The 22674-nt window shown below is 58.1% G+C and carries 17 protein-coding genes; 5 read left to right on the top strand and 12 right to left on the bottom strand.

Annotation, left to right across the window (positions count from 1 at the left end):
• Positions 1 to 335: 335 nt before the first annotated feature.
• Genes RISK_RS06395 through xseB form a run of 5 tightly spaced genes read right to left on the bottom strand, consistent with a single transcriptional unit; the run spans position 336 to position 5119 of the window.
• The gene (locus RISK_RS06395) at positions 336 to 980 is read right to left on the bottom strand and encodes an RluA family pseudouridine synthase (RefSeq protein ID WP_047813566.1); all 645 of its coding nucleotides are present in this window, start codon (positions 978 to 980) and stop codon (positions 336 to 338) included.
• A 20-nt stretch (positions 981 to 1000) separates the two neighbouring features.
• Positions 1001 to 1891, bottom strand: coding sequence for an NAD(+)/NADH kinase (locus tag RISK_RS06390; protein ID WP_047813438.1), 891 nt, complete (start codon positions 1889 to 1891; stop codon positions 1001 to 1003).
• Positions 1891 to 3798 carry a 1-deoxy-D-xylulose-5-phosphate synthase gene (dxs, locus tag RISK_RS06385; RefSeq protein ID WP_047813437.1) on the bottom strand — a complete coding sequence of 636 codons (1908 nt, stop codon included), beginning with the start codon at positions 3796 to 3798 and terminating at the stop codon, positions 1891 to 1893. The genes RISK_RS06390 and dxs overlap by 1 nt, the downstream gene beginning before the upstream one ends.
• On the bottom strand, positions 3795 to 4742 hold the full coding sequence (locus RISK_RS06380; protein ID WP_173442627.1) for a polyprenyl synthetase family protein: 948 nt from the start codon (positions 4740 to 4742) through the stop codon (positions 3795 to 3797). The genes dxs and RISK_RS06380 overlap by 4 nt, the downstream gene beginning before the upstream one ends.
• Before the next feature lie 2 nt (positions 4743 to 4744).
• A complete protein-coding gene (xseB, locus tag RISK_RS06375) occupies positions 4745 to 5119 on the bottom strand; it encodes an exodeoxyribonuclease VII small subunit (RefSeq protein WP_047813435.1) in 375 nt (124 codons plus the stop codon).
• Between the two features lie 310 nt (positions 5120 to 5429).
• Here xseB and RISK_RS06370 point away from each other — a divergent pair, with 310 nt between their 5' ends.
• Entirely contained in the window at positions 5430 to 6734 is a 1305-nt protein-coding gene (locus RISK_RS06370) for a hypothetical protein (protein ID WP_236696082.1), read from the top strand.
• A 496-nt stretch (positions 6735 to 7230) separates the two neighbouring features.
• On the opposite strand, the gene RISK_RS06365 is transcribed toward RISK_RS06370, so the two are convergent.
• The 4 genes from RISK_RS06365 to RISK_RS06350 form a co-directional block, all read right to left on the bottom strand.
• Positions 7231 to 7698: an NUDIX hydrolase gene (locus RISK_RS06365; protein ID WP_047813433.1), complete on the bottom strand. Its 468-nt coding sequence runs from the start codon at positions 7696 to 7698 to the stop codon at positions 7231 to 7233.
• Between the two features lie 75 nt (positions 7699 to 7773).
• A complete protein-coding gene (locus tag RISK_RS06360; RefSeq protein ID WP_047813432.1) occupies positions 7774 to 8919 on the bottom strand; it encodes a DUF4013 domain-containing protein in 1146 nt (381 codons plus the stop codon).
• Between the two features lie 344 nt (positions 8920 to 9263).
• Positions 9264 to 9437, bottom strand: coding sequence for a hypothetical protein (locus tag RISK_RS32130; protein ID WP_160311407.1), 174 nt, complete (start codon positions 9435 to 9437; stop codon positions 9264 to 9266).
• A 272-nt stretch (positions 9438 to 9709) separates the two neighbouring features.
• On the bottom strand, positions 9710 to 9892 hold the full coding sequence (locus RISK_RS06350; protein WP_236696081.1) for a hypothetical protein: 183 nt from the start codon (positions 9890 to 9892) through the stop codon (positions 9710 to 9712).
• A gap of 32 nt (positions 9893 to 9924) precedes the next feature.
• On the opposite strand from RISK_RS06350, the gene RISK_RS06345 reads away from it, so the two are divergent.
• Both RISK_RS06345 and RISK_RS06340 read left to right on the top strand, forming a co-directional pair.
• Positions 9925 to 12084, top strand: coding sequence for an alpha-amylase/4-alpha-glucanotransferase domain-containing protein (locus RISK_RS06345; protein WP_047813429.1), 2160 nt, complete (start codon positions 9925 to 9927; stop codon positions 12082 to 12084).
• A gap of 252 nt (positions 12085 to 12336) precedes the next feature.
• Positions 12337 to 13224 (top strand): serine/threonine-protein kinase, encoded by an 888-nt coding sequence (locus tag RISK_RS06340; protein WP_047813428.1) that lies wholly within the window; start codon positions 12337 to 12339, stop codon positions 13222 to 13224.
• A 515-nt stretch (positions 13225 to 13739) separates the two neighbouring features.
• Here the strand turns inward: RISK_RS06340 and RISK_RS06335 are convergent.
• Positions 13740 to 15152 carry a mandelate racemase/muconate lactonizing enzyme family protein gene (locus tag RISK_RS06335; protein WP_047813565.1) on the bottom strand — a complete coding sequence of 471 codons (1413 nt, stop codon included), beginning with the start codon at positions 15150 to 15152 and terminating at the stop codon, positions 13740 to 13742.
• A 226-nt stretch (positions 15153 to 15378) separates the two neighbouring features.
• Here RISK_RS06335 and RISK_RS06330 point away from each other — a divergent pair, with 226 nt between their 5' ends.
• Entirely contained in the window at positions 15379 to 16860 is a 1482-nt protein-coding gene (locus tag RISK_RS06330; RefSeq protein ID WP_047813427.1) for a DUF1501 domain-containing protein, read from the top strand.
• A gap of 752 nt (positions 16861 to 17612) precedes the next feature.
• On the opposite strand, the gene RISK_RS29170 is transcribed toward RISK_RS06330, so the two are convergent.
• Positions 17613 to 18047, bottom strand: coding sequence for a tyrosine-type recombinase/integrase (locus tag RISK_RS29170; protein WP_201778928.1), 435 nt, complete (start codon positions 18045 to 18047; stop codon positions 17613 to 17615).
• Positions 18048 to 18411: 364 nt separating this feature from the next.
• Positions 18412 to 20874 (bottom strand): PSD1 and planctomycete cytochrome C domain-containing protein, encoded by a 2463-nt coding sequence (locus RISK_RS06315; RefSeq protein WP_390173925.1) that lies wholly within the window; start codon positions 20872 to 20874, stop codon positions 18412 to 18414.
• A 435-nt stretch (positions 20875 to 21309) separates the two neighbouring features.
• Between RISK_RS06315 and ahcY the strand changes: the two genes are divergently transcribed.
• Positions 21310 to 22656 carry an adenosylhomocysteinase gene (gene ahcY / locus RISK_RS06310; protein ID WP_047813424.1) on the top strand — a complete coding sequence of 449 codons (1347 nt, stop codon included), beginning with the start codon at positions 21310 to 21312 and terminating at the stop codon, positions 22654 to 22656.
• Positions 22657 to 22674 lie beyond the last annotated feature (18 nt).

Raw genomic sequence — 22674 nt, 5'->3', positions numbered from 1 at the left:
GACAAGGTCGTTTGGGATTCGTGGTGGTTGGCATCTGGGTTTCGCCCCGGATGGGGCCGTCGTGCTTAGGACCACGTGAACAACAAGTGACGTAGCGGAAGGGCGCGAGCCCTCCGGTTCCTCACCGGGCGGCTTGCGCCACACCGCTAACATCGTCACTTGTTGTTCACGCGTTGCTTAGCTCGGGGCGGAAGCCCCGAGAGACTAATGCCGGACAACAAACGGTCTCCCCGGATGGGGCCGTCGCAGGAGTTGAGGGCGTCCCTCGCTCACGCATCGGGTTGTGATGGGCACTCTTGGCCGACTCTGACGGGCAAGAGTGCCCATCCCACTGACTAGAACGGCAGCTCAGGCAACACGACCTCAACGGCGCGTCCGTTGGTCGGGTCTCGAAACGACAACTGGGCTGCGACGAGCTGCAAGGCGGACTCATCCTCCGCGTTCCCATACAGCGGATCACCCACAATCGGGTGACCACGATGAGCGCACTGGATTCGCAATTGATGCATTCGTCCGGTGACGGGACGAAGCTCGATCCGAGAACGATTCGACGCCGCATCAAAATCCAGAAAGCTCACCTTCGTTTCGGCGGAGCGTGCATCGGCGGTTTCAGGCTCCACCACTTCCACACGAGCCTGGTCGGGTGTCTTGGCGATATAGTCCTGCCATGGCTCTTGCTTGCAAGCCTCGCGAGCGTCGCCTTCCACCACCGCAACATACTTTTTCTGAACGCGTCGCAACCGAAACTGCTCGCTCAGCAAACGCGCCGCTTTCTTGCGGAGTGCGATCAGGACCAATCCCGACACGGGACGGTCGAGCCGGTGCACGGCTGTCAAATAGCTGGTGGAAGTGCCGGCTTGTTCAAACTGCTCGCGCAGCTTGGATTGCAGACACGGTGTGCCCGGTGGCGATGTGGTGGGAAGGCCAGCCGGCTTGCACGCGACAACGCACGAATGTGAAGCCCAAAGAATTTCAATCATCGGCATATCGTGATCTCAGCTCACGACTGTCGCAACGCCAATCGCCCCGACCAACCCAACTTTTCGCGGAGCGTCCGATAGTCGTTCTGGCCGGGAACTCGGAGCATTTCAAACGCCACCGGAGCCCGGTGCACACGAACACGATCGCCGGATTTCAACTGGCCTAGAATTCGACCATCCACCACGATGCTGGTCGATTCATTGGGTTCCGTCACCGCCAGTTCCAAACGCGTGTCCGCGGAGTCAACCAGCGGACGGTAGGTCAACGTGTGCGGGCTGATCGGCGAGATCACGATCGCCTGCAATTGCCGTCTCAAGATCGGCCCCCCGGCGGATAAGTTGTGAGCGGTCGACCCGACCGGAGTCGCCACGATCAACCCATCACATCGATACTGGGTCGCCAGCTCATCGTCGGCGTAGAGATCAATGTCCAGAATTGCGAACGGCGGCCCGTTCAAAATGGCCGCTTCGTTGAGAGCCATGGATTGAGCGATGACCTGGTCGTCACGAACCAGTTGGACTTCCAGCATCAGGTGCCGAATGATCGAAAAGTCACCATGACAGACCTTGGGCCAAGCGTCCAAAAAATCTTCGGGCGAAAGAGCGGCCAAAAATCCCAAGCGACCGCAATTGATCCCCAGCACCGGTGTTTGATGACTGCCCATCTGACGGGCGGATTGCAGAATGGACCCGTCACCGCCAATCACGATCACCAAATCAAGGTCGTCATCCGAGAAGTCATAGGTGAATTCAAAGTCAGCCGCGACCAATTCCGCATGCGACTGAATCGTCGGGCGAAGACGCTTCCAAGCGGAGGACACGTTGTTCTTGTTAGGAGCCCCTAACACAACAATTCGCGGTGGCCGACCACAGCCACACCAATCCGGAGCTTCTCCGCTGGAAGATGACATCAGACACCAACCTGCGAACCGACCTCAGAAGCCGCTTCACGACACACCTCAATCACCTTCTGCGCAGACAAAGTGGATTCGTCCAGCAACTGCGAACGGTCGCCATGCAACACAAACTCGTCGGGCAACGCCAACCGATGAACAGCTCGTGTGTCCAAGCGTTGATCCACCGCTGATTCCAAGAACGCGGAACCAAACCCGCCCACTCGAGTGCCTTCTTCCAACGTCACAACAAAGCGACCGCCGCTCAAGGTTCGATGGACCATCTCGGCATCAATCGGTTTGACAAAGCGAGCGTTGACGACGCCGATTTCCAACTCACCTTCGAGTTGCTCGGCCGCAGCAATCGCTTGTTCCAACATCGCACCATAGGCCACGATCGTTCCGTCGGCTCCCTCGCGAATCCACTCGGCTTTGCCAACTTCGATCGGTGCCGGCGTGTGAGTCGCCTCCAGCGCGGACGCCTTCGGATAACGAATCCCAGACGGATGATCGAGCGTCAGTGCCGTGTCCAACATCATCGACAACTCTTGGGCATACCCAGGAGCCATCAAGACCATGTTCGGGAATAAACGCATGTAACCGATGTCGTAAACGCCATGGTGAGTCGGCCCGTCCGGCGCGGTCAGACCAGCCCGGTCCATCATGAACACGACCGGCAAATCCTGCAGGGCGACCTCTTGGAAAATCTGATCGTAGCTGCGTTGCAAGAACGTGCTGTAGATGTCCACGATCGGACGCATGCCGGTTTTGCATTGCCCAGCGGCAAAGGCGACCGCATGCGATTCACAGATGCCAACATCAAAGAATCGATCCGCGAATTTTTCGCGAACGGGCTCCAGCTTGTTGCCTTGGCACATCGCCGCGGTGATGACCGTGACTCGCGAATCGCGATCCATGGCCGCACCGATCGCGTCGCGAGCGTGCGTTGTGTAAGGAGGCTGGCCATCGCTGCCCCGAGTCACCGGCGTGCCACCGCGATCTTCGAAAGCAGGTGGCGTGTGGAAGAACACCGGGTCTTCCGCGGCGGGTTTGTAACCGTGTCCCTTTTCCGTCACCACGTGCAGCAGAACCGGACCGGGCGTCTCCCGGCACAGACGCAGGTACTTCTGCATCAATGGGATATCGTGACCATCGATCGGACCGATGTAGCGGATCCCGAGTTCTTCGAACAACATGCCGCCCAGCAATCCGGCTTTGACGCCTTCTTTCATCTGAGCCAACAAACGTTCGGCTGGGTCGCCAAACATCGGGACTCGGTCAAGCAATCGGGTGACTTCGTGCTTCAGCCCCGTGTAGAAAGGGTTGCCGCGCAACCGGTCCAGGTACTGAGCCACGGAACCGGTGCGATGACAGATCGACATTTTGTTGTCGTTCAGAACGATTGTCAGATCATCGCCGAGTTCGCCCGCGTTGTTGAGCGCCTCAAAGACAACTCCACAGGGAAACGCCCCGTCGCCGATCACGGCCACGGTTCGGCGATCCTCTTGGTTCATCAAGATGTCGCCACTGCGCAACCCGACCGCGGTGCTGACGCTGCACCCGGCGTGGCCCGTCATGAACAGGTCGTAAACGCTCTCGTGGGGGTTGGGGTACCCCATCAACCCGCCCGCGGTGCGGATCGTTTCGAAGCGATCGTAGCGGCCGGTCACCAATTTGTGCGGGTAGACCTGGTGCCCCGTGTCCCAGATCAATCGATCCGTGCGAAAATCGAATTCGCTATGCAGGGCCAAGCAAAGCTCCACCACGCCCAAGTTGGACGCGAAGTGAGCCGTTCGGGTCGCGAGCAAATTGCACAGCACGTCGCGGATTTCGACGGCCGCGTCGCCCAGTTGCGCGGGGGACCAATTGGCCAGCGGAGTTGCATCCTGCAAACCTGCCAGCAGGGGGTGTTTGTGATCAATCAATTTGTACGCTCCAAAACAAAGTCCGCCAATTCTGTTAACCGCTGCGCAGTCGCTCCGAACAACTGCAGCGATTCGTGCGCCGTGCAAATGGTCGCTTTGGCGTGGGCTCTCGCCCGATCCAGTCCCATCAATCCCGGGTAAGTCAGCTTGCCACGGCCGTCGTCTTTGCCCGTTCGTTTTCCAAGTTGTTCGTCCGTGGACGTGCAATCCAGCAAATCGTCCGTGATTTGAAAGGCGAGTCCAAACGCTTTAGCGTAATCGGTCAAGGCCGAAACCGCCCGCGAATCTGCTCCGGCGGAAATTGCCCCCATGGCCGCACAGGCCATGAACAAAGCCCCCGTTTTACGTTGATGGATCGCTTCCAGGTGCTTCAGCGCCGAATCGGGACCGCCAAAGTCCTCCACGGTGCGTTTCTCCGCATCCAAGTCATCGGCCTGGCCGCCGACCAACCCAGCTGGCCCCGATGCGGTGACCAACGTCCCAATCAGCGCTGCCGAGCGTGAAACGTCGGGGGTGCTTTGGTGCAGATGAGCAAATGCCATCGATTGCAGTGCGTCCCCCGCCAGAATCGCCGTGGCTTCGTCAAACTCAATGTGCGTTGTCGGTCGCCCACGACGTAAATCGTCGTCGTCCATCGCAGGCAGGTCATCATGGATCAGCGAATAGGCATGAATCATCTCGATCGCCACGGCCGATGGCATTGCGCCAGCGACATCGCCACCGCACGCTTCCGCCGCCATGATCGTCAACATCGGACGAAGCCGCTTTCCCGGCGCCAAGACGGCGTACCGGATCGCAGCCGCCAATCGTTCTGGAACTCCAGCCCGATCCCGGCAGGCTTCTTCCAAAGCCGCTTCCACCGCCGGACGTCGAGCGTCCATGTAGTCTTTCAATGATCGGTGGGTTTCCACCGACTGTTCACGGTGCTCACCCGATGCATCCACGCTCACTCATCATCCTCCAAGGTTTCCGCGCCAGATACTCCGCGACGTTTGCCGCGAGACGCCTGCTTTTGAATCAACGACTCGCCGCCCGACATGTTCTCAAGCGGTTCCGTCACCGGACGCCCCTCCGCATCCACGCCCGCTAAGACGGAGATCTTGCGTTCGGCCACGTCGAGCAACTGGTAACACTGTCGCATCTTGGACACCGCCACCTCGTACTGCTTCAACGATTCATCCAGCGTCAACGCCCCGGATTCCAGCTTTCGAACGATGGATTCGACATCACCCAACGTTGCTTCGAAATCCGCGAGATCCGTCGCAGACGCGTCGACTGTGCCGGTCTCGTCCGCCGGGGGGTTCCGTTTCTTCTTAGCCAAAACTTGATTTTCCCGGATTGGATGAGGATGGTCGGTGCGATTTTTTGACCAGCAATTGTTTGTGGTCTAGTGTTCCGGAGAAGCGGTGTTCTTGAACTATAGCAGACAGTGCATCGCACTCATCAGGCCACGCCTGACCCGATTTTGCCCCGGAATTTGAATCTCCAGCCACATGGCTCGAAACAACCGAAAACGAAAGCGACGACTGACTCTTCCTGCTCCGCAATCGCGGCCACAGGTGGAGCAACTCGGTGCTGGCAATATCGAAGGGACCCAAAATCCTTGCGAGCAAGTCCCTGAATCGACTGCAATGTCAACCAACACATCCACTCCAAACGATCCGAACGACAAAGTTCAAGCGAAATCCGCTTCAAGCGGCGCGGGGCTGACTCGCGCTGACATCGTGGATGTTGTTTCCGATGCTGCCACGCCAATCGATCTTCGCTTGCAAGAAATCGTCTCGCTGCTGAGCGAATTCGAAGGCCGCTTGACCACTCGCTTGGACGAGTTCGATCTGCTGTCGGGGACTCCCTCCGAACAAGCGGAACTCTCGCTCAAAGCGGAAACACCCTACGAACCTGACGAACTCACCTTCGCGGAAGAACCCGACGACGCGGAAACGCCCCCTCCATCGCCCGAGATCGCTTACGACGATTACTTGGCCTATGACGAGAACTCTGCGTACGAAGAAGAGCCGACCTACGCCGAAGACACCTCTTTTGCAGAAGCCTCTGCCTTCGAAGACTCTGCGCTGGCTGACTTAGCAGCGATTGACCCAGCCTACGACGAGCATTCGGAGAACCCGGAACTCGAACCGGAGCCCACCACCGAACCGACCGCTGGCTCCTGGCAACCGCCAATGGCGGAGGAAGCACCAACCGACTACGTCGACTTGGTCTCGCCCGAAGTCCATCGACTGGAGGAAGAACTGCAGTCGGAACGCATGCGTTCGCACGAACTGCAAACCCAGAATGAAGAACTCGCTGCCCAACTGGCATCGTCCGGCGTCACTCGCACCGTGTCCGACACGCAGGGCTGCGACGATTCGATGTCTTGGGAAGAACGCAAGGCAAAGATTCTGGAACAGATGGAGAACGACGACTTCAACGCGGAGTCGTTCCTGGAATCCCTGTCGCAGTCATCTCAAGACATTGCTGCCTCGATTGATCCAGATTGGATCCACAACCCGGTGGCGTTCATCGACGATCTGGTCGATCGACTGTCGCAGGCAGAACAAACGATTGCCGAACGCAACGCTGAGATTCACGAATTGCAAATCCTGCTGCAAAACCGAGCCGACACACGCAATGACAATGTCGCCTTCGGTGCCGCCGCCATCGCTGGCATGGTCGACTCCGATGAATTGGTGATGGCCGAACGCGCCCGACTGGCAGAATTGAAAACGGAATGGGAAGACAAATTCCGCACGGCCGAAATCGAAGTTTCGCTGGAACGCGCCAAACTATCGCGGGAAAGACAAACGCTGGCTCGTCGTGCGGAAGAGCTGGAAGAACAGATCGAACAGCTGCAACGCGAGAAACGCGATGCCCGAGATTATCCCAAAGCCGGTCGCCGATGGCTGGCCGAGCTGGGCCTGCAATCCGAGAGCGAGTGATCCTTGGTAGCGCGAAGCGTGACGGCGAGTCGACTGAGTCGTCAACGACGCTCCTACACATGCGGGTAGGATAGGCACTCTTGCCCGTCAGAGTTTTGGATGTCGGCCAAGAGTGGCCAACCTACAGCCAGGCCTCCCCTCCATCACTCCATGCAAAAACCGCTCCAAGCGGAAATCCACTTGGGCGGCGATCAGATGAGGCGACAACCAGGCGGCGAAAAAATCAGCCCGCCAGCAAGGATTATTTCTTGCGGTGACGAATCTTGGCTCGCATCCGTCGTTTCTTGCGGCCTACTTTACGTCGTCCCTTGCCAGATTTCTTGGTACCCACCTAGTTCGCTCTCCTGGAAAAATGTTCGTGTTTTGCGTGCATGGCCAGATTTCGCAGTGAGGCATCGCCAATCTTTGGCGTTCCAAACAGGGGCGAATCAAACACCGGCCGGATCGAATCGCGTAGCGTAGCAGAACACCAGCGACCGACAAGGTGAGTTTCCGCTCAGGTCTGCGAGGAATCTTTCCATGGCAGGTCAATTTCGCTCTTTCGCCACGCCGCCACAAATTCAGGCAAGCTAGGCAGTGTCCCACGTGCTTGGACGATTTCATTGGCCGTCATCCAGTGCACCTCCGAAACTTCCTCAGGATTTGGCACCGGATCCACCTGGTCAGGAAACTCCGCCAGCCACCAGGCCAAACGAGTTCCCCACGGCGTGACACTCCGCCAACACAATCGCCTTGGCGTCACATCGATCGTCAACTCTTCTTGCATTTCTCGCACGAGTGCTTCTTCTTCACTTTCCCCGGCCTCAATGCCTCCGCCCGGCAAACACAATTTGCCTGGCGCATTGACGGTCAGTGAACGGCGAATGATCAGCAATTTCTCTTCGCGAAACATCACACCGATCACACCGCGTTTGCGGCTGCGATGCTGGGAGTGCGGTTGTTTCGCGTGGGGCAATCGAGTCATGCTTCGCTTCTACCACTTGAGCGACGACACAACAAGGGAACCAAAGCAAGTTTCAACGGTGAGTTGCGGACGTGATCACACGCCAACGAACGGCACCGGCACCAACAAAGCGTGCTGGCGCACCCAGGTTTCCACCCCATCCCAGCTGGTGAATTGACTGCCCAACAGAACCAACATGTAAAAGCCCACGATTGCGGGCATGACCACCAAGCGGACCGCCCAGCGAGAAACGAACCACCATCGCCCCGCCCAAACACTCGGCACCCAATCGCCGGATTCGGCCTCGGCCCGTCGCCGCCGGCATCGACGCAGCGCCAACCCTTCTGCGATTCGAGCCGGCAGCATGAACGCGACGAACACCAAACAAGGCAACCAGGTGATTTCTTGCGGGGTGGCTTCGATCTTCAACAAATACAAGGGGATCGGCATCAGCACCAACCCGACCAACATCGCCCCGGCCCAAGACCAGGGTGCATAACGAAAATCGCTTCGGACTTGCCGCCACTGGAACATCGCTCGCCAATTGTTTTGGGCTGCAAAATGAGTTTGCAACATCGGCAGGTACAGCAACACGAACGCGAGCGCAATCAAAGCCAACACACCCAAGACTCCATCGGCCGCGTTGTCGCCTTGCCGAGTCACGCCCATGATCACAAACGCGGGAACCAACCAAACCAACGTCAAAAGCGCTCCGCGAATCCCCATCCAAAACAAGGCGGGAATTCGCAGGTCTCGCAGGAACTCCCAGACTTGATCGGCGAACCGGGACCAAGTCGATGGACGCCAAGCCTCTCGAAAGAAGCGTTTGGGCTGGGGCCACAGGTAGTGCTTCAAACGACCGCCACGCACCCACGCCCAACCCAAGTAAACGGTCAAGAACGCCGACAGCGCGATCGCTCCCATCCTCAGCCGAGTCGCATCCGGCGAACCGGGATCAATGACCGCGGCGACGGATTCCCAATGGGCCAGCAAACGGGTCGGCGCAGAGGCAATCGCCAAGGCCAAAAACGCCGCCCCAAACACACCCGCCGCGTTCAAATTCGGCAAAGCGTCCTTGAGCAGCCCCCCCGAGGCCAAATGCCCGGCGACAGCCAGCAAGTATCCCAGCGTGATCAATTGCAACAGCGGCAGCGCGGTCACAAACGCCAAGATCAACGCCAACGACGCGAGGCAAAACAGCGTCCAGATGGCTTTTCGAATGGATTGAAAAATTCGTCGCATACCCGGTGTTCGAAGTCTCGCGTGCGATCTTGGCAATCCAATCCAGCAAGGCTGGAAAATGATTGAGTGGAAAGGGTCTTGGTAAGTGGAAAGAGGCACAGAATCACAGGGCCACAGAGCCGCGGCCCAGAATGAATCCTACCAGCCCCAAAAAACCGCAGCACGGTGGTCCCCCACCGTGACCCGAGCACCACCAGAGTAGAACAATTGTCCCCAATTGTTCCGTCAACCAACGCTCTGCCCCAAACCGCTCCCCACCCAATCCAAACTCCAGCTCGCGCACACCGCACGCCTCCAGAGCGGAGAGCATCGCGCCAGCGTCCCTCGTGGTGGAGGACCACTAGCTACAGCTTGGCCGCATAACCCGCAGCACGGTGGTCCCCACCGTGACCCGAGCACCACCAGAGAAGAACAATTGTCCCCAATTGTTCCGTCAACCAACGCTCTGCCTCAAACCGCTCCCCACCCAATTCAAACTTCAGCTCACCCACGCCGCACGCCTCCAGAGCGGAGAGCATCGCCCCAGCGTCCCTCTTGGTGAAGGACCACCGAGCTACAGCTTGGCCGCATAACCCGCAGCACGGTGGTCCCCACCGTGACCCGAGCACCACCAGAGTAGAACAATTGTCCCCAATTGTTCCGTCAACCAACGCTCTACCTCAAACCGCTCCCCACCCAATCCAAACTCCAGCTCACCCACACCGCTCGCCTCCGACAGCCAGCTTTTGGGCTGTCGTTCCAATCCGCAGAATCGTTACGACCGTCGTTTCCGCTCAAGCCGGCACAACCGTCAGCCGATGATGTTCGCAGCGGTTGTCGCGAGTGTGACGATTGCGCCGATTAACCGGCTGGAAACGACCAGCGAATTTGGCTCGCCCAAACATTCGCGTCGTTTCGAAAAATCCGGTTGTTTTTTGCATTCGCGCCATGCATGCAAATCGTAAAATTCGCGCACCGTCATCGCCCGTTTCACGACGTCCTTCCACACACTGAATCCCAGCGCCCATGTCGCCTCACGTTCACCTTTGCTTGGTCCTTCACAACCACCAGCCAATCGGAAACTTCGATGGCGTGTTTGAACAAGCCTACCAGGACAGCTACTTGCCGTTTCTGGAAGTGTTTGAACCGTACGACGCACTGAACATTTCCCTGCACACTTCCGGCCCGTTGATGCTGTGGATGGCCGAACGCCACCCCGAGTACCTCGACCGCGTGCGTTTGCTGGTCGAAGCAGGACGCATCGAAATCGTGGGCGGACCTCAGTACGAACCGATCTTGACGATGTTGCCACGTCGCGACCGTGTCGGCCAAATCCAGTCGTACAACTCGTGGCTGCAACGCAACTTGGGCGTCACGCCCGCTGGCATGTGGATGCCCGAACGCGTCTGGGAATCCGGCCTGACCGCCGACGTCGCCGCGGCGGGAATCCGCTACACCGTGCTGGACGATTACCACTTCAAATCCGCTGGGATGGCGGAAGAAGAATTGCGCAGCTACTTCGTCGTCGAAGACCAAGGCCAACTGCTTCGCGTCTTCCCTGGCAGCGAACAGCTTCGCTACACAATCCCGTTCCGCCCCGCTCACGAAACGATCGACTACCTGCGCGGGATCGCTCATTCCAATCCCGGTGCCGTGATGACATTCGGCGACGACGGCGAAAAGTTCGGCACCTGGCCCGACACCAAGTCGCACGTCTACGACGAAGGCTGGTTGCGTTCGTTCTTCGACGCGTTGACCGAAAACCAAGAGTGGCTGCACACAGTCACGTTGGCCGAGTCCATCCAAAACGCTGCTCCCGCCGGAAAGGCTTACCTGCCCGATTGCAGCTACCGCGAAATGACCGTTTGGTCGTTGCCCGCCGAGTCACAAGAGATTCTCGACGACGTTTCCCACGCGATGGAAGAAGACGAACGCTGGGGCCACTTGGAATCCTTCGTGCGTGGCGGTTTCTGGCGGAACTTCAAGGTGAAGTACGAAGAAACCAACGAGATGTACGCTCGCATGATGCACGTCAGCGATCGCCTGGCCAAAGCCGAAGCCAGCGGACACGACGCCGGTGAACTCGCCGAAATTCGCGATCACCTGTATCGCGGTCAATGCAATTGCCCGTACTGGCACGGTGCCTTCGGTGGGATCTACTTGCCTCACCTTCGCAACGCGATCTACGAGCACCTGATCCAAGCCGACACGCTGCTGCAAGAAATCGAAGGCACGCTGCACACGGTTTCAGCGACCGCGGGTGACTACGATTACGACGGGCAACAAGAGATCCGATTGTCCAACGAATCCATGGTCGCTTGGATCGATCCCGCCCAAGGTGGCCGGATGTACGAGTGGGACTTGCGAGGCATCAACCACAACTTGTTGGCCACCCTGCAGCGACGCCCCGAAGCCTATCACCGAAAAGTTCTGGCTGGGCCGAGTGCCGCTGGTGGCGATGTGGCCAGCATCCACGACCGAGTGGTGTTCAAACAAGAAGGCCTGGATCAAATGATTCAGTACGACCGTTACGCTCGCAAGAGCTTGATGGACCACTTCTTTGACAACGAAGCCACCCTGGAATCGGTCTCGCGTGGCGAATCACCCGAACGAGGCGACTTTGTCGATTTGCCGTTCGAAGCCAAACTGCGTCGAGGCAGCGACCGTGTGCAAGCTCAACTGCGTCGCGACGGCAACGCTTGGGGGATCCCAATCACGCTGACCAAAGCTGTGACGCTCCAACAAGACAGTGGCAACTTGTCCGTGACCTACTTGTTGGAAAACCTCCCGCCGGCCAGCCCACTGCACTTTGCCGTGGAATGGAACTTCGCCGGTTTGCCCTCGGGAGCCGACGACCGTTACTTCAGCGATGTGGACGGGAATCAACTGGGGCAACTCGGCGAACGCCTGGACCTGCAAGACGTTCACGGACTTTCGCTGTCGGATCGCTGGCTCGGCGTCGACATCGACTTGCGGACCGATCGCGAAAGCGGTGTGTGGGCGTTCCCCGTGGAAACGGTCAGCCAAAGTGAAGCCGGTTTTGAGTTGGTTCACCAATCGGTGTGCGTGATGCCTCACTGGATCATCACCGCGGACGCGGAAGGTCGCTGGGCGGTCACGATCGACATTGCCACTCGCTGTGAAAGCACGATCGAAGTCCAACAGCACGATCATGTGAACGTCTAAGCGGGTTGGCAGGAATGATGGGACATCGCCATGTGAGCCGTTTGGGCGTTAGTCCCGGTTGTGCGTTGAAAAAGTAAAAGGCTCACAAACCCGAAGACTCCTGCCTGCTGGCTTCGAAGATGGAAAAGTTGGTTCGTCAAAGATTGGCTGATCAGCGACTTGTTTTTTCGACAAACGATTTGGTTGTGATTTCGATGGGTCGGCACGAGCCCTTCGCCGTGCGAATTCGATTTCTCTTTTGAGGCAACGCCCGTGACGGCACGTTTGAAATTGGTGATGGACCCCGGCGAATCAACGCGTCGCCTTCGCGTCGGCATGCGGTTGGACAAATACCGGCTCGTCAAAAAGCTTGGCGAAGGTGGTTTTGCAACCGTTTACTCCGCGCACGACACGATCGAAGATCGTGACGTGGCGTTGAAGATTCCGGAGGCCGCGTCTTCGGACTCTCACCAATCGGCAGACGACCTGCAGCGTGAGGTTCGCATCATGGCGAGTCTTTCTCACGACAGCATTTTGCCGCTCAAGGACGCTCGCTACATCGACGGCCACTTCGTGATGGTGTTCCCGCTCGGGGAAGAGACCTTGCACGACCGCTTGAGTCGCCGCATGGCTCGCGCGACCACGCTCGACTACGTTCGCCAAATGACCTCGGCCATGGCCTACGCTCACGAGCGACGCATTCTGCACCGCGATATCAAACCCGAAAACTTCATCCTGTTTCCCAACTCAAAAATCTGCTTGACCGATTTCGGGTTGGCGCGGATTGAACGCGGCCGACATGCCGTGTCCGCATCGGGAACCCTCGGCTACATCGCTCCCGAACAAGCGATGGGGAAACCAACCTATCGCAGCGATGTGTTTTCGCTGGGGCTGGTGATCTACCGGATGCTGTCAGGTGCTCTTCCAGAGTACCCGTTCGAAGCACCGTTGCCGTCGTACGCCAAACTGCGTCGTGGCTTGAACCAGGAGTTCGTGGATTGGATCCGAAAATCGATGGATCCCAAACCCCTCAAACGCTTCCGTGACGGAGTCGCGATGGCCAACGCCCTCGACCGGATCAAATCCCTGACCGTCCCCGGCTCCACATCGGGAACCACCGTGACCCGAACCACCCGCCGCCGATCACGCCGCGTCGCGTAGCCGGATTCGCCAAGAATCCCAACGCGCCACAGTAGCCGGATTCGCCAAGAATTCGGATGGTTCCATTGCTCTAGAGGCCTCCCCCGTCGTGCAGCGCAGAGCGATGGAGTGTCCTTGACGCAGAGACGCCCAAGCCTCTGCGCCCCCGCGCCTCCCCGCCTCTGCGTCAAAACGGCTTCCCATTCGCGTTGCGTTTCGCGAAAAAACCAAGCCAGCACGCAAACAGTTGAGGACAACGGTTCTACTCTGGTGCACCCCAATGTGGCCGAACCACGATTGGTCTGTCAGGACTTGTTTTTAGGGTAGTGGACGAGGCCACGAGTCCTGAACTGGCGTCAAATCCAAGGACTCGTGGCCTCGTCCACTACGATCACCCCTCACTTTTAGCTGTGACAGACCAATCGTTTAGGATTGAGCCACCATCACAAACCTGCTTGATCCAGCCTGCGACCACCGACAAGAGCCCGAACAGAGGACTCGTTGCCTCGTCCACGACGTCCGCGATTGGCCGGCGTTCAATACCCAAGCCCTGGCCCGTCCAAGCAGCTCGTCGGCACGCTGCCGCCGCGGACCTCAAACATCGGCCCGAACTTCGCCATCCATTCCGCGTTGCCCTCGGGGCAATACTGACGCCCATTGCTCTCCACCGCGGCCACGCCAGGGATATGAGCCGACAGCGACGCCGAGTGCAGAAGCGACGCCCCCACACACGTCAGATCCTGCACGCACAAGAACAAATTCTCGTGCACCGCGACCGCCCCCAGCAACAACGCTTCCGCGTGCCCCTTGCACGCCTTCAGCGCAATGCCGCTGTACCCCTGCGAGACCGCCAAGTGCAAACTTTCCAACCCCGTCAATGACTCATCGATCACAACGGGAATCCGCGCCGCCGCTTGATGCATCGTCACCGCGCCCGGCCGTTTCAAATCACGATGCGTCGGCTGTTCGATGTACTGAATCCGCTCAAACGCTTCCGGACATTCGGATTCCAAGCGGTCCAACAAACCCAGCACATACGCTTCGTCCTTGCAGCGTTCGTTGAAATCCAACGAGAACCACCACGGCTTGCCCGTCGACGCGCCGCGGTCAGTCGTCTCATTGGCGACTGCGTTGATATCACGAACACGGCGGAAATCCCAATCCGCATCGTCGCCGTTCAGCTTGATCTTCAAATGAGTCAACTCATTGCGAGTGATCCACTCGCCGAGCGTTTCCGGCAACCCATCGCCGACAGGCTTCGTCAATTCAGCCTCCGTCAACGGATCCAACGCCCCGACCAAGTGATACAGCGGCAACGTCGCGACGGGTGCCTGCGAGATGAATTGATCCAATCGCAAACCCGCGTAGCGATCGTCGCCAGTCATCTCAGCCAAATCCGGTGGAAGATGCTCCGCCGACAGCAATCTGTAACTGCTCTGCCCGGCCGCTTTTCCGTGAGCGTCAAACAAAGCGGCTTCGATCGGCGACGCGGCCAACAGGATCGCCAGTTCCGGAATCGGCGACGTCAGCTCGTGACCACTCGCCACCGCTTCCACCAACTCGTCGCGGCGACTCGCCAACTGCAAACAAATCTCCATCGGGTGGCCGGTCAACGTGCCCGACAGCTCATTGGCCTGCGCCGCCATCCGGCTCGCCAATTCCATCACCACTTCCAACTTCGCGGCATCCGACAAAGCCGCGTCCGGCCACGCCCAAGTCACTCCCATCGTCATGCTGCCCACCCCGATCTTGTCGCCATCGGCGACTTGACCGGCTTGGTTCGTCGCGGTGCACTCCGCCGTCAAAACCGTCACCTCCTCCACCACTCGCCCGCCGAATTTCATCGGCGTTCGGTAGCGATAGGACTCGGATTGCAACGTGAATGCGAACTGTTTCAGAGCGGTCGGGGCAGGATTCACGGGGAAAGAAAGTGGCTTTGGAGCGGACAAGGCGGGACTCGAGGTGGAAGGGACAAAGTGATTTCGCCAGCAGTTTAACGCACCCGATCGCATTTCAGTGACCTCCGGCAATGCAGAATTTCGGCGAAACGATTGCCTTCGCTCGCCGATCTGGTTTACAATGAAACGCAAGTGACCTCCTAAGAATCAACGTCAACTCCTAGGCCGGTCCGATCGCCCCGCCTTCTATCCCAACCCACCTGCCCACCACCACGCCATGAACGCATCTCGATCAAGCCGTCCAGGGAACTTTTGTGGTCGCACCCGCCGCGAATTCGTGTGGGAAACCGGCTGTGGATTCGGTGCAGCGGCACTGAGCTCGATGCTGGCTTCCGATGGATTGTTGCCACAGGCATCAGCGGCGACGGCATCCCCCGTCGCTGGATCAGCCGGACCGATGGCGATCAAACCACCGCACTTCGCCCCCAAAGCCAAGACGGTGATCTTTCTGTTCATGTATGGCGGGCCCAGCCACATCGACACGTTTGATCACAAGCCCGCGATGAAGGGCATGGATGGCAAAACCGTCGACGTCAAAACCTTCGGTCGTGGCGGGCACAAAGCCGGTGGCCGAATCGTTGAGCCGCGTTGGGATTTTGCCCCGCACGGCGAGTGCGGCAAAATGGTCAGCACGCTGTTCCCCAACGTCGCCAAGCATGTCGATGACATCGCGTTCTTGCATTCCATGACCGCGGACTCACCGATCCACGGCTCCGCCATGCTGATGATGAACAGCGGCAAAATCCTGTCGGGCTCGCCAGCAATGGGATCGTGGTTGACGTATGGTCTGGGCAGCGAAAACCAGAACATGCCGGGCTTCGTCGTCATGCTGGATCACACCGGCGGCCCAATCAGCGGAGCGAAGAACTGGTCGAGTGGCTACATGCCCGCCACCTACCAAGGCACCGTGTTCCGAACCGAAGGCAATCCGATTCTCGACTTGAACCCGCCTTCGGATTTCCCGCCCGGACTGCAACGTCGCCTGATCGATTCCATCCAAGACGCCAATCGTCGCCACTTGGGTCAACACGTCGGCGAAGAACCTCTGGCATCGCGAATTTCAAGTTACGAACTGGCGTACCGAATGCAATCCGCTGCACCAGAAGCCGTGGATCTTTCCGACGAAACGGCAGAAACGCTCTCGATGTATGGGGTGGACAACCCCAAGACACAGGCGTTCGGCAAACGCTGCTTGTTGGCCCGCCGACTGGCCCAGCGAGGCGTCCGGTTCATCCAGCTCTACAGCGGCGGTGCCCACAACGATGACAACTGGGACGCTCACGGCGACCTCGAAATCAACCACAACAAACACGCCGGTGCGACCGATCAACCCATCGCGGCGTTGCTGGCCGATTTGAAACGAACCGGCATGCTGGATGAAACCTTGGTCGTTTGGGGCGGCGAATTTGGACGCCAACCCACCGCGGAATACGCCAACGGCAGTGGCCGCGACCACAACGCCTACGGATTCACCATGTGGATGGCCGGAGGCGGAATCAAGGGCGGAATCAGCCACGGCACCACCGACGAACTTGGTGCCGCGGCCGTCGAAAACCCGCTGCACGTTCGCAACCTGCACGCCACGATCTTGCACCAAATGGGCCTCGACCCAAACCGGCTGTCTTACTTCTACGGCGGCCTCGATCAAAAGCTGGTCGGAGTCGAACACGTCCGCCCCATCCACGAGATCATCGCCTAACCCACCGCAGCCGAATCCGCCCGTAGCCGGATTCGCCAAGAATTCGGATCACCACCGCCCCTCCGTCCCAACCCACCCCGTAGCCGAATTCGTCAAGAATTCGGACCACCACTGCCCTGGGCTGTCAAAAGGTTGGTATTGACACGGAAAATGCGACGTTGATTTTTGTTCTGTCCTACGCCCCAACGGGGCAGCTCTAAGATAGCCCCAGGCATCGCCTGGGGTTTCGTTACGGAGATTCCGACACCAGCCCCAACGGGGCGGCCCTAAGAAAGACTCCCCAAAACCCGCTAGGACCGCCCCCGTTGGGGCTTTGTAATCTTGGTCCCGCCACAACCCAGGGGCATCGCCTGGGCTGATAAAGATGAAATCAACCAGGCGATTTGGGCGGTTTCCGACGAATGGTATTGATACGGCGCTTGTCGCGATTGAAAAAGTGAAAGTGCAAATTGGCAATTGTAAAATGCCGGAATGCGTGGATGAAATCGCATCAATTTGCATTTTTCAATTGTCAATTTAACTTTTTCAATGAGCTGCATTCGGTTGGCGCACTGACCACCCTGTCAAGAATCCGGACCACCACTGCTCCTCCATTCCCAACCCGCTGCATCAACTCCCCCGCACTGCCCCCATCAACGCTGAAAGCGTTTCATCTCACCCGCCAGCCCTGAAACAGTTGCACCAGCCAGCTTGATCCCCGAAGATGACGGGGGAGCCCCCAGCAACACCCAAGCATTGGAACCGGATACCGGTCACCCAAGCGGACGAAGTCCATTTTCACGGCGCACCGATGGAACGCATCGCCACCCAAGCTCACGCCCCGCATTGGGATACTTCCGGGACAGCGCAAAGGGCAGATACACCTTGTCATATCCCTCCTCCAAATCTTGCTGGTGTCGTTGAGTCGCCCAAGCAATTTGACGCTTCAAATCTGGAATCACTTGTTTCGGCAAGAACGTCATCCGGTCTTTTTGCCCCTTGCCGTTGCGAACGAGCAAGCAGCCTTCATCAAACCAGACATCCTTGATCCTCAGTCGACGACATTCTTTATGCCGATTCGGGTCCGATCGCTTCAAAACCAAGTCGCGATAGCACTCCGGTGACCGCACCGCTTGCCATCGCTGCCACGCCGGCGCCCCGGCCTCCAGTAAAGAACGCAAAAATCGCAGGACCGTCTCACGATTCACGGGCAGTTCGTTCGTCAGCCCTTTGGGATGCGTGAGTGCGTACCGCCGAAGCCACTTCGGAAACCGTATTCGGTCACTTTTGCTGACATCGTCCGCCGACGCCACGTCCACCTCAAAGCCCGCTAAGCAGGTACGCAGGTGTCATCGGGTATGTGAGCCGCTGGCGTTAGCCACGGTTTTCACGCACAACCGGGGCGAACGCCCAAACGGCTCACATGGTTGTGCTTGATCACTCCTGCCGACCTGCTTAGTGGGCTATTTTTAAGGTAGTGGACGAGGCCACGAGTCCTGAACTGGCGTCAAATCCAAGGACTCGTGGCCTCGTCCACTACGATCAACGCTAACTTCGAGCTGTGGCAAACCACTAGAACACGAACACGAACTCGTTCCAGTTCAGCACGCTCAAGGCGTACAGTGCGTTTGCCCGATCGGGGCCGACCTCGTACTTGGTGATCAATTCGTCGATCAGTTCGACGCCTTCTTCGATTTCAATATCGAGTGCCGGACGCATCAGGACTTGTTCGATCACGGCCGCGACAAACGATTGGGCGTTGGCTTCGCCAGGCAGTCTGGCATGAACGGACTTGGCCAGTTTGTTGGCTTCTTCGTGAATGAAGTCGCTGTTGAGCAGCGACATCGCTTGCCCAGGTTGCAGAGTCGCAAATCGGGCTTCGCAAGTCGTGTCCGGTTCGGGAAAGTCGAATGCTGAAAGGAGCGGAGTGAGCAACGAGCGTTTGACGTGGATGTAGACGCTGCGTCGGTTGCGTTCTGCTTCACTGGAGTTTCCCCAGCCCTGGCCGGGCTTCGACTGGCCAGCCATGACTTCCGCAGAAAGGGTTGGGTAGAAGCTCGGCCCGTAGCTTTCGCGGTTGAGTGAATCGTTGACGGCCAGGATCGAGTCGCGAACTTCTTCGGCGCTCAAGCGTCGAGCATCGAATTTCCAGAACAGATCGTTGCCTGGATCGATGGCAGCGGATGCGTCCTTGATCTCAGAGGACATCTGGTACGCTTGGCTGGTGCAGATCAAGCGGTGCATGTCTTTTAATTTCCAGCCGCCATCAACCAAGCGGTTGGCCAGGTAGTCCAGCAACTCCGGATGGGTTGGGGGAACACCGAGGCCGCCAAAGTTGTTTGGCGAGCGAACGATGCCGCGGCCGAAATGGTGCTGCCAAATTCGGTTGGCCATCACGCGAGAGGACAGTCGGTTTTCAGGGCTGGTCACCCACTCGGCAAACACACGCCGTCGTTCGTTGGGAGTCATTTCCGGCGGCGATTCCTGAAAGACTTCCGGGAATCGTGGTGTCACTGAATCCGTCGGGGAGTGTGGGTTGCCTCGGAAAAGCAAGAACGTTTCTTCGATCGGGTGCAGTTTGCCGAGTCCGAGAACCTGTTGGCGATCGGGGAGTTCGTTGCGTTGCTTGGCGATCAGCTTGAGTTCTGATTTGATCTCGTCGTATCGTTTGCGTTGTTCTTGGGTCAGCAGCGGACGAAGCTTGTTCTTCAAGATGCGATCGCGTTGACGCTTGGCGCCTTCGGTGGCCCGTTGATCGGGAGCCGACATTTTGGTGATGCCGTCTTGTTCAATTTGGGTGGCCTCTGCTTCCAGTTTGCGTTGCTGGTCATCCAGTTTTGCGTAGGCTTCGTTCAGGCCTGGCGCTGAGACATCGATTTGGTTGTTGCTCACTTGGTCGCCGCGAGTCCCATACCGGCTGATGTCCGCGAAGAACGCCAGCATGCCGTAGTAGTCTGTTTGCGGGATCGGGTCAATTTTGTGATCGTGACAGCGAGCGCAGTTGATGGTCAGACCCAAGAAGGTTTGTCCGGTGACGGCGACCAGATCGTCCAGTTCGTCATAGCGAGCTTGCAATGGATCGGCGGGTTCGTCGTCCCAGATGCCCAGTCGGAAGTAACCGGTTGCCGTCAGCGATTCCGTCGTGACTTCGTCCAGCAGGTCACCTGCGAGTTGTTCCTGCACAAATTGATCGTAGGGTTTGTCTTCGTTGAATGAGCGAATGACGTAGTCGCGGTATTTCCAGGCGTTGGGTTTGGGATTGTCTCGTTCAAACGAGTTGGTTTCCGCGTAGCGGACCAGGTCCAGCCAGTGGCGTCCCCAGCGTTCACCGTAGTGAGGCGACTGAAGCAAGCGTTCGACCAGGTTTTCGTACGCGTTTGGATCGGAGTTGCGGACGAATTCGGCGACCTCCTGCGGTGTGGGTGGCAATCCTGTTAAGTCGAATGTCACTCGGCGGATCAGGGTGTGACGATCCGCAGCGGCGTTTGGCGTCAGGCCCGCCGCGAGCAGTGAGTCCAGCAGAAAGGCGTCGACCGGGTGGTCTGATTTTTGCCAAGCTTGGACGACGGGATCGATTTGGACCGCTTGGTCGTTGGAGGTTGCCTGAGCACGGAGGTTTTGGATCGCGTCGGTCATGCTGGGTGGGGGCACGTCCTGGACTGGTTCGTAAGCCCAGTGCTTGGTGAATATCGCACCTTCTTCGATCCAGAGCCGAATCCGTTCGACCTCGGCTTCACTGAGCGGTTCGCCTTCTGGTGGCATCAATTCGTAGTCGTCGTTGGCCACGATTCGTTCCAGCAAGTGACTGGAATCTGGATCACCGGGCACAATCAGACGCTCCCCCGAGTCGCCTTCCACGAACGAAGTTTCCGCTTGGTGCAGTCCCAGTCCGCTCTCGGCTTGGTCGGGGCCATGGCAGGAATAGCATCGTTTGGCCAGCAGCGGTTTGATGTCGTTGGCATAATCGACCTCAGCTTGGGCTGGCAGACTGAATAAGAACGTGCAGCCCACGGCGACCCAGACCATCCGGGCCATCGCTTTGGCTGGTTGGGATGACCGGAGGAAGTTGAGGGGCGATTCGGCGAGCATGAGGGCGGGGCCGCAAATTGCGTTCATGCGAGACTCGTGAGGGCGAGATGGGCGGGAGGGTTGGTTGTGACGCTATTTCTTAGAAGGGATCGCGTCAGACGCAAGCCAGTATATCCTATCCGCGGTCGTTTGCGAAACGAAAGATCTGAATTGGAACGCTCAATTGGGGATGGCAAAAAAACTGGTTCGCTTATACTCTGCGCGCTTTCTGAACCAGCCAACCGGATGTTTTTCCGGTCAGCCCGTGCCTGACGACGTAGCGTGCGGCGGATTGTGGACCAGCGGGAGTCCCTGTGATCGGTCCCCAACCCCTCTGACGCCCGTCGTTTTGGGGCTGTTTTGAAGTGTTGGTTCATTCACCACGATTGAGAGACAGAAGCAGTGTCACAAGTTGAAACGACAAAGTTGCCTTACAAGGTCAAAGACATTTCGCTGGCCGATTACGGTCGCAAAGAAATCGAATTGGCCGAGAACGAAATGCCGGGTTTGATGGCACTTCGGAGCAAGTACGGTGCGGAAAAGCCCTTGAAGGGGGCCCGCATCGCTGGTTGCTTGCACATGACCATCCAAACCGCGGTTCTGATCGAGACGTTGGTCGAGCTGGGAGCCGAGGTGACTTGGAGCAGCTGCAATATTTTCAGCACGCAAGATCACGCTGCTGCTGCCATCGCTGCCGCTGGAATCCCTGTTTACGCCTGGAAGGGCATGTCGGACGAGGAGTTCGATTGGTGCATCGAGCAAACGTTGGATTTCCCCTCCGGCGAAAAGCTCAACATGATCTTGGACGATGGTGGTGACTTGACCGCCATGGTGCACGATCGATTCCCTGAACTGCTCGACAACATCCACGGAATCAGCGAAGAGACCACCGCCGGCGTTCACCGCCTGGAAGTGTTGAACAAAACGGGCAAGTTGCGTGTGCCTTCGATCAACGTCAATGACTCCGCGACCAAGAGCAAGTTCGACAACCTGTATGGTTGCCGCGAATCTTTGGCGGATGGTGTCAAGCGTGCGACCGACGTGATGTTGGCCGGCAAAGTGGCCGTGGTTTGCGGTTACGGCGACGTTGGAAAGGGCTGTGCACACAGCCTGAAGAGCTATGGCTGCCGTGTTTTGGTCACCGAAGTCGACCCCATCAACGCATTGCAAGCGGCGATGGAAGGCTTCGAAGTCACCACGATGGAAGAGGCCTGCAAAGAAGGTCGTTTGTACGTCACCACGACGGGCAACAAAGACATCATCTTGGGCGAGCACATGAAGCAAATGCCCAACGACGCGATCCTTTGTAACATTGGTCACTTTGACACCGAAATCGATATCGCTTGGGCTGAGCAACAAGTTGCCGACGGCAAAGCGACGTTGAGCGAAATCAAGCCATCGGACATTGGTGCCGTGGACCGCTTCACGTTCAGCGATACCGGCCGAAGCATCATCATCTTGGCCAAGGGCCGTTTGGTGAACTTGGGTTGTGCCACCGGGCACCCCAGCTTTGTCATGAGCAGCTCGTTCACCAACCAGGTGCTGGCTCAGTTGGAGCTTTACCAGAACCGTGACAACGACAAGTACGGTGTTCAGGTTTACTTGTTGCCCAAAGAGTTGGACGAAGAAGTTGCCCGCCTGCACTTGGACGCTATCGGCGTGAAGTTGACCAAGCTGACTCAAGAGCAAGCCGATTACATCGGTGTGCCAGTGGAAGGTCCCTACAAGCCCAATCACTACCGCTATTAAGCCGCGAATTTTCGCAGG

Origin of the sequence: Rhodopirellula islandica (genome assembly GCF_001027925.1) — a bacterium.
Classification (GTDB): Bacteria; Planctomycetota; Planctomycetia; order Pirellulales; family Pirellulaceae; genus Rhodopirellula; species Rhodopirellula islandica.
This window is presented reverse-complemented; position numbering and strand designations above follow the sequence as displayed.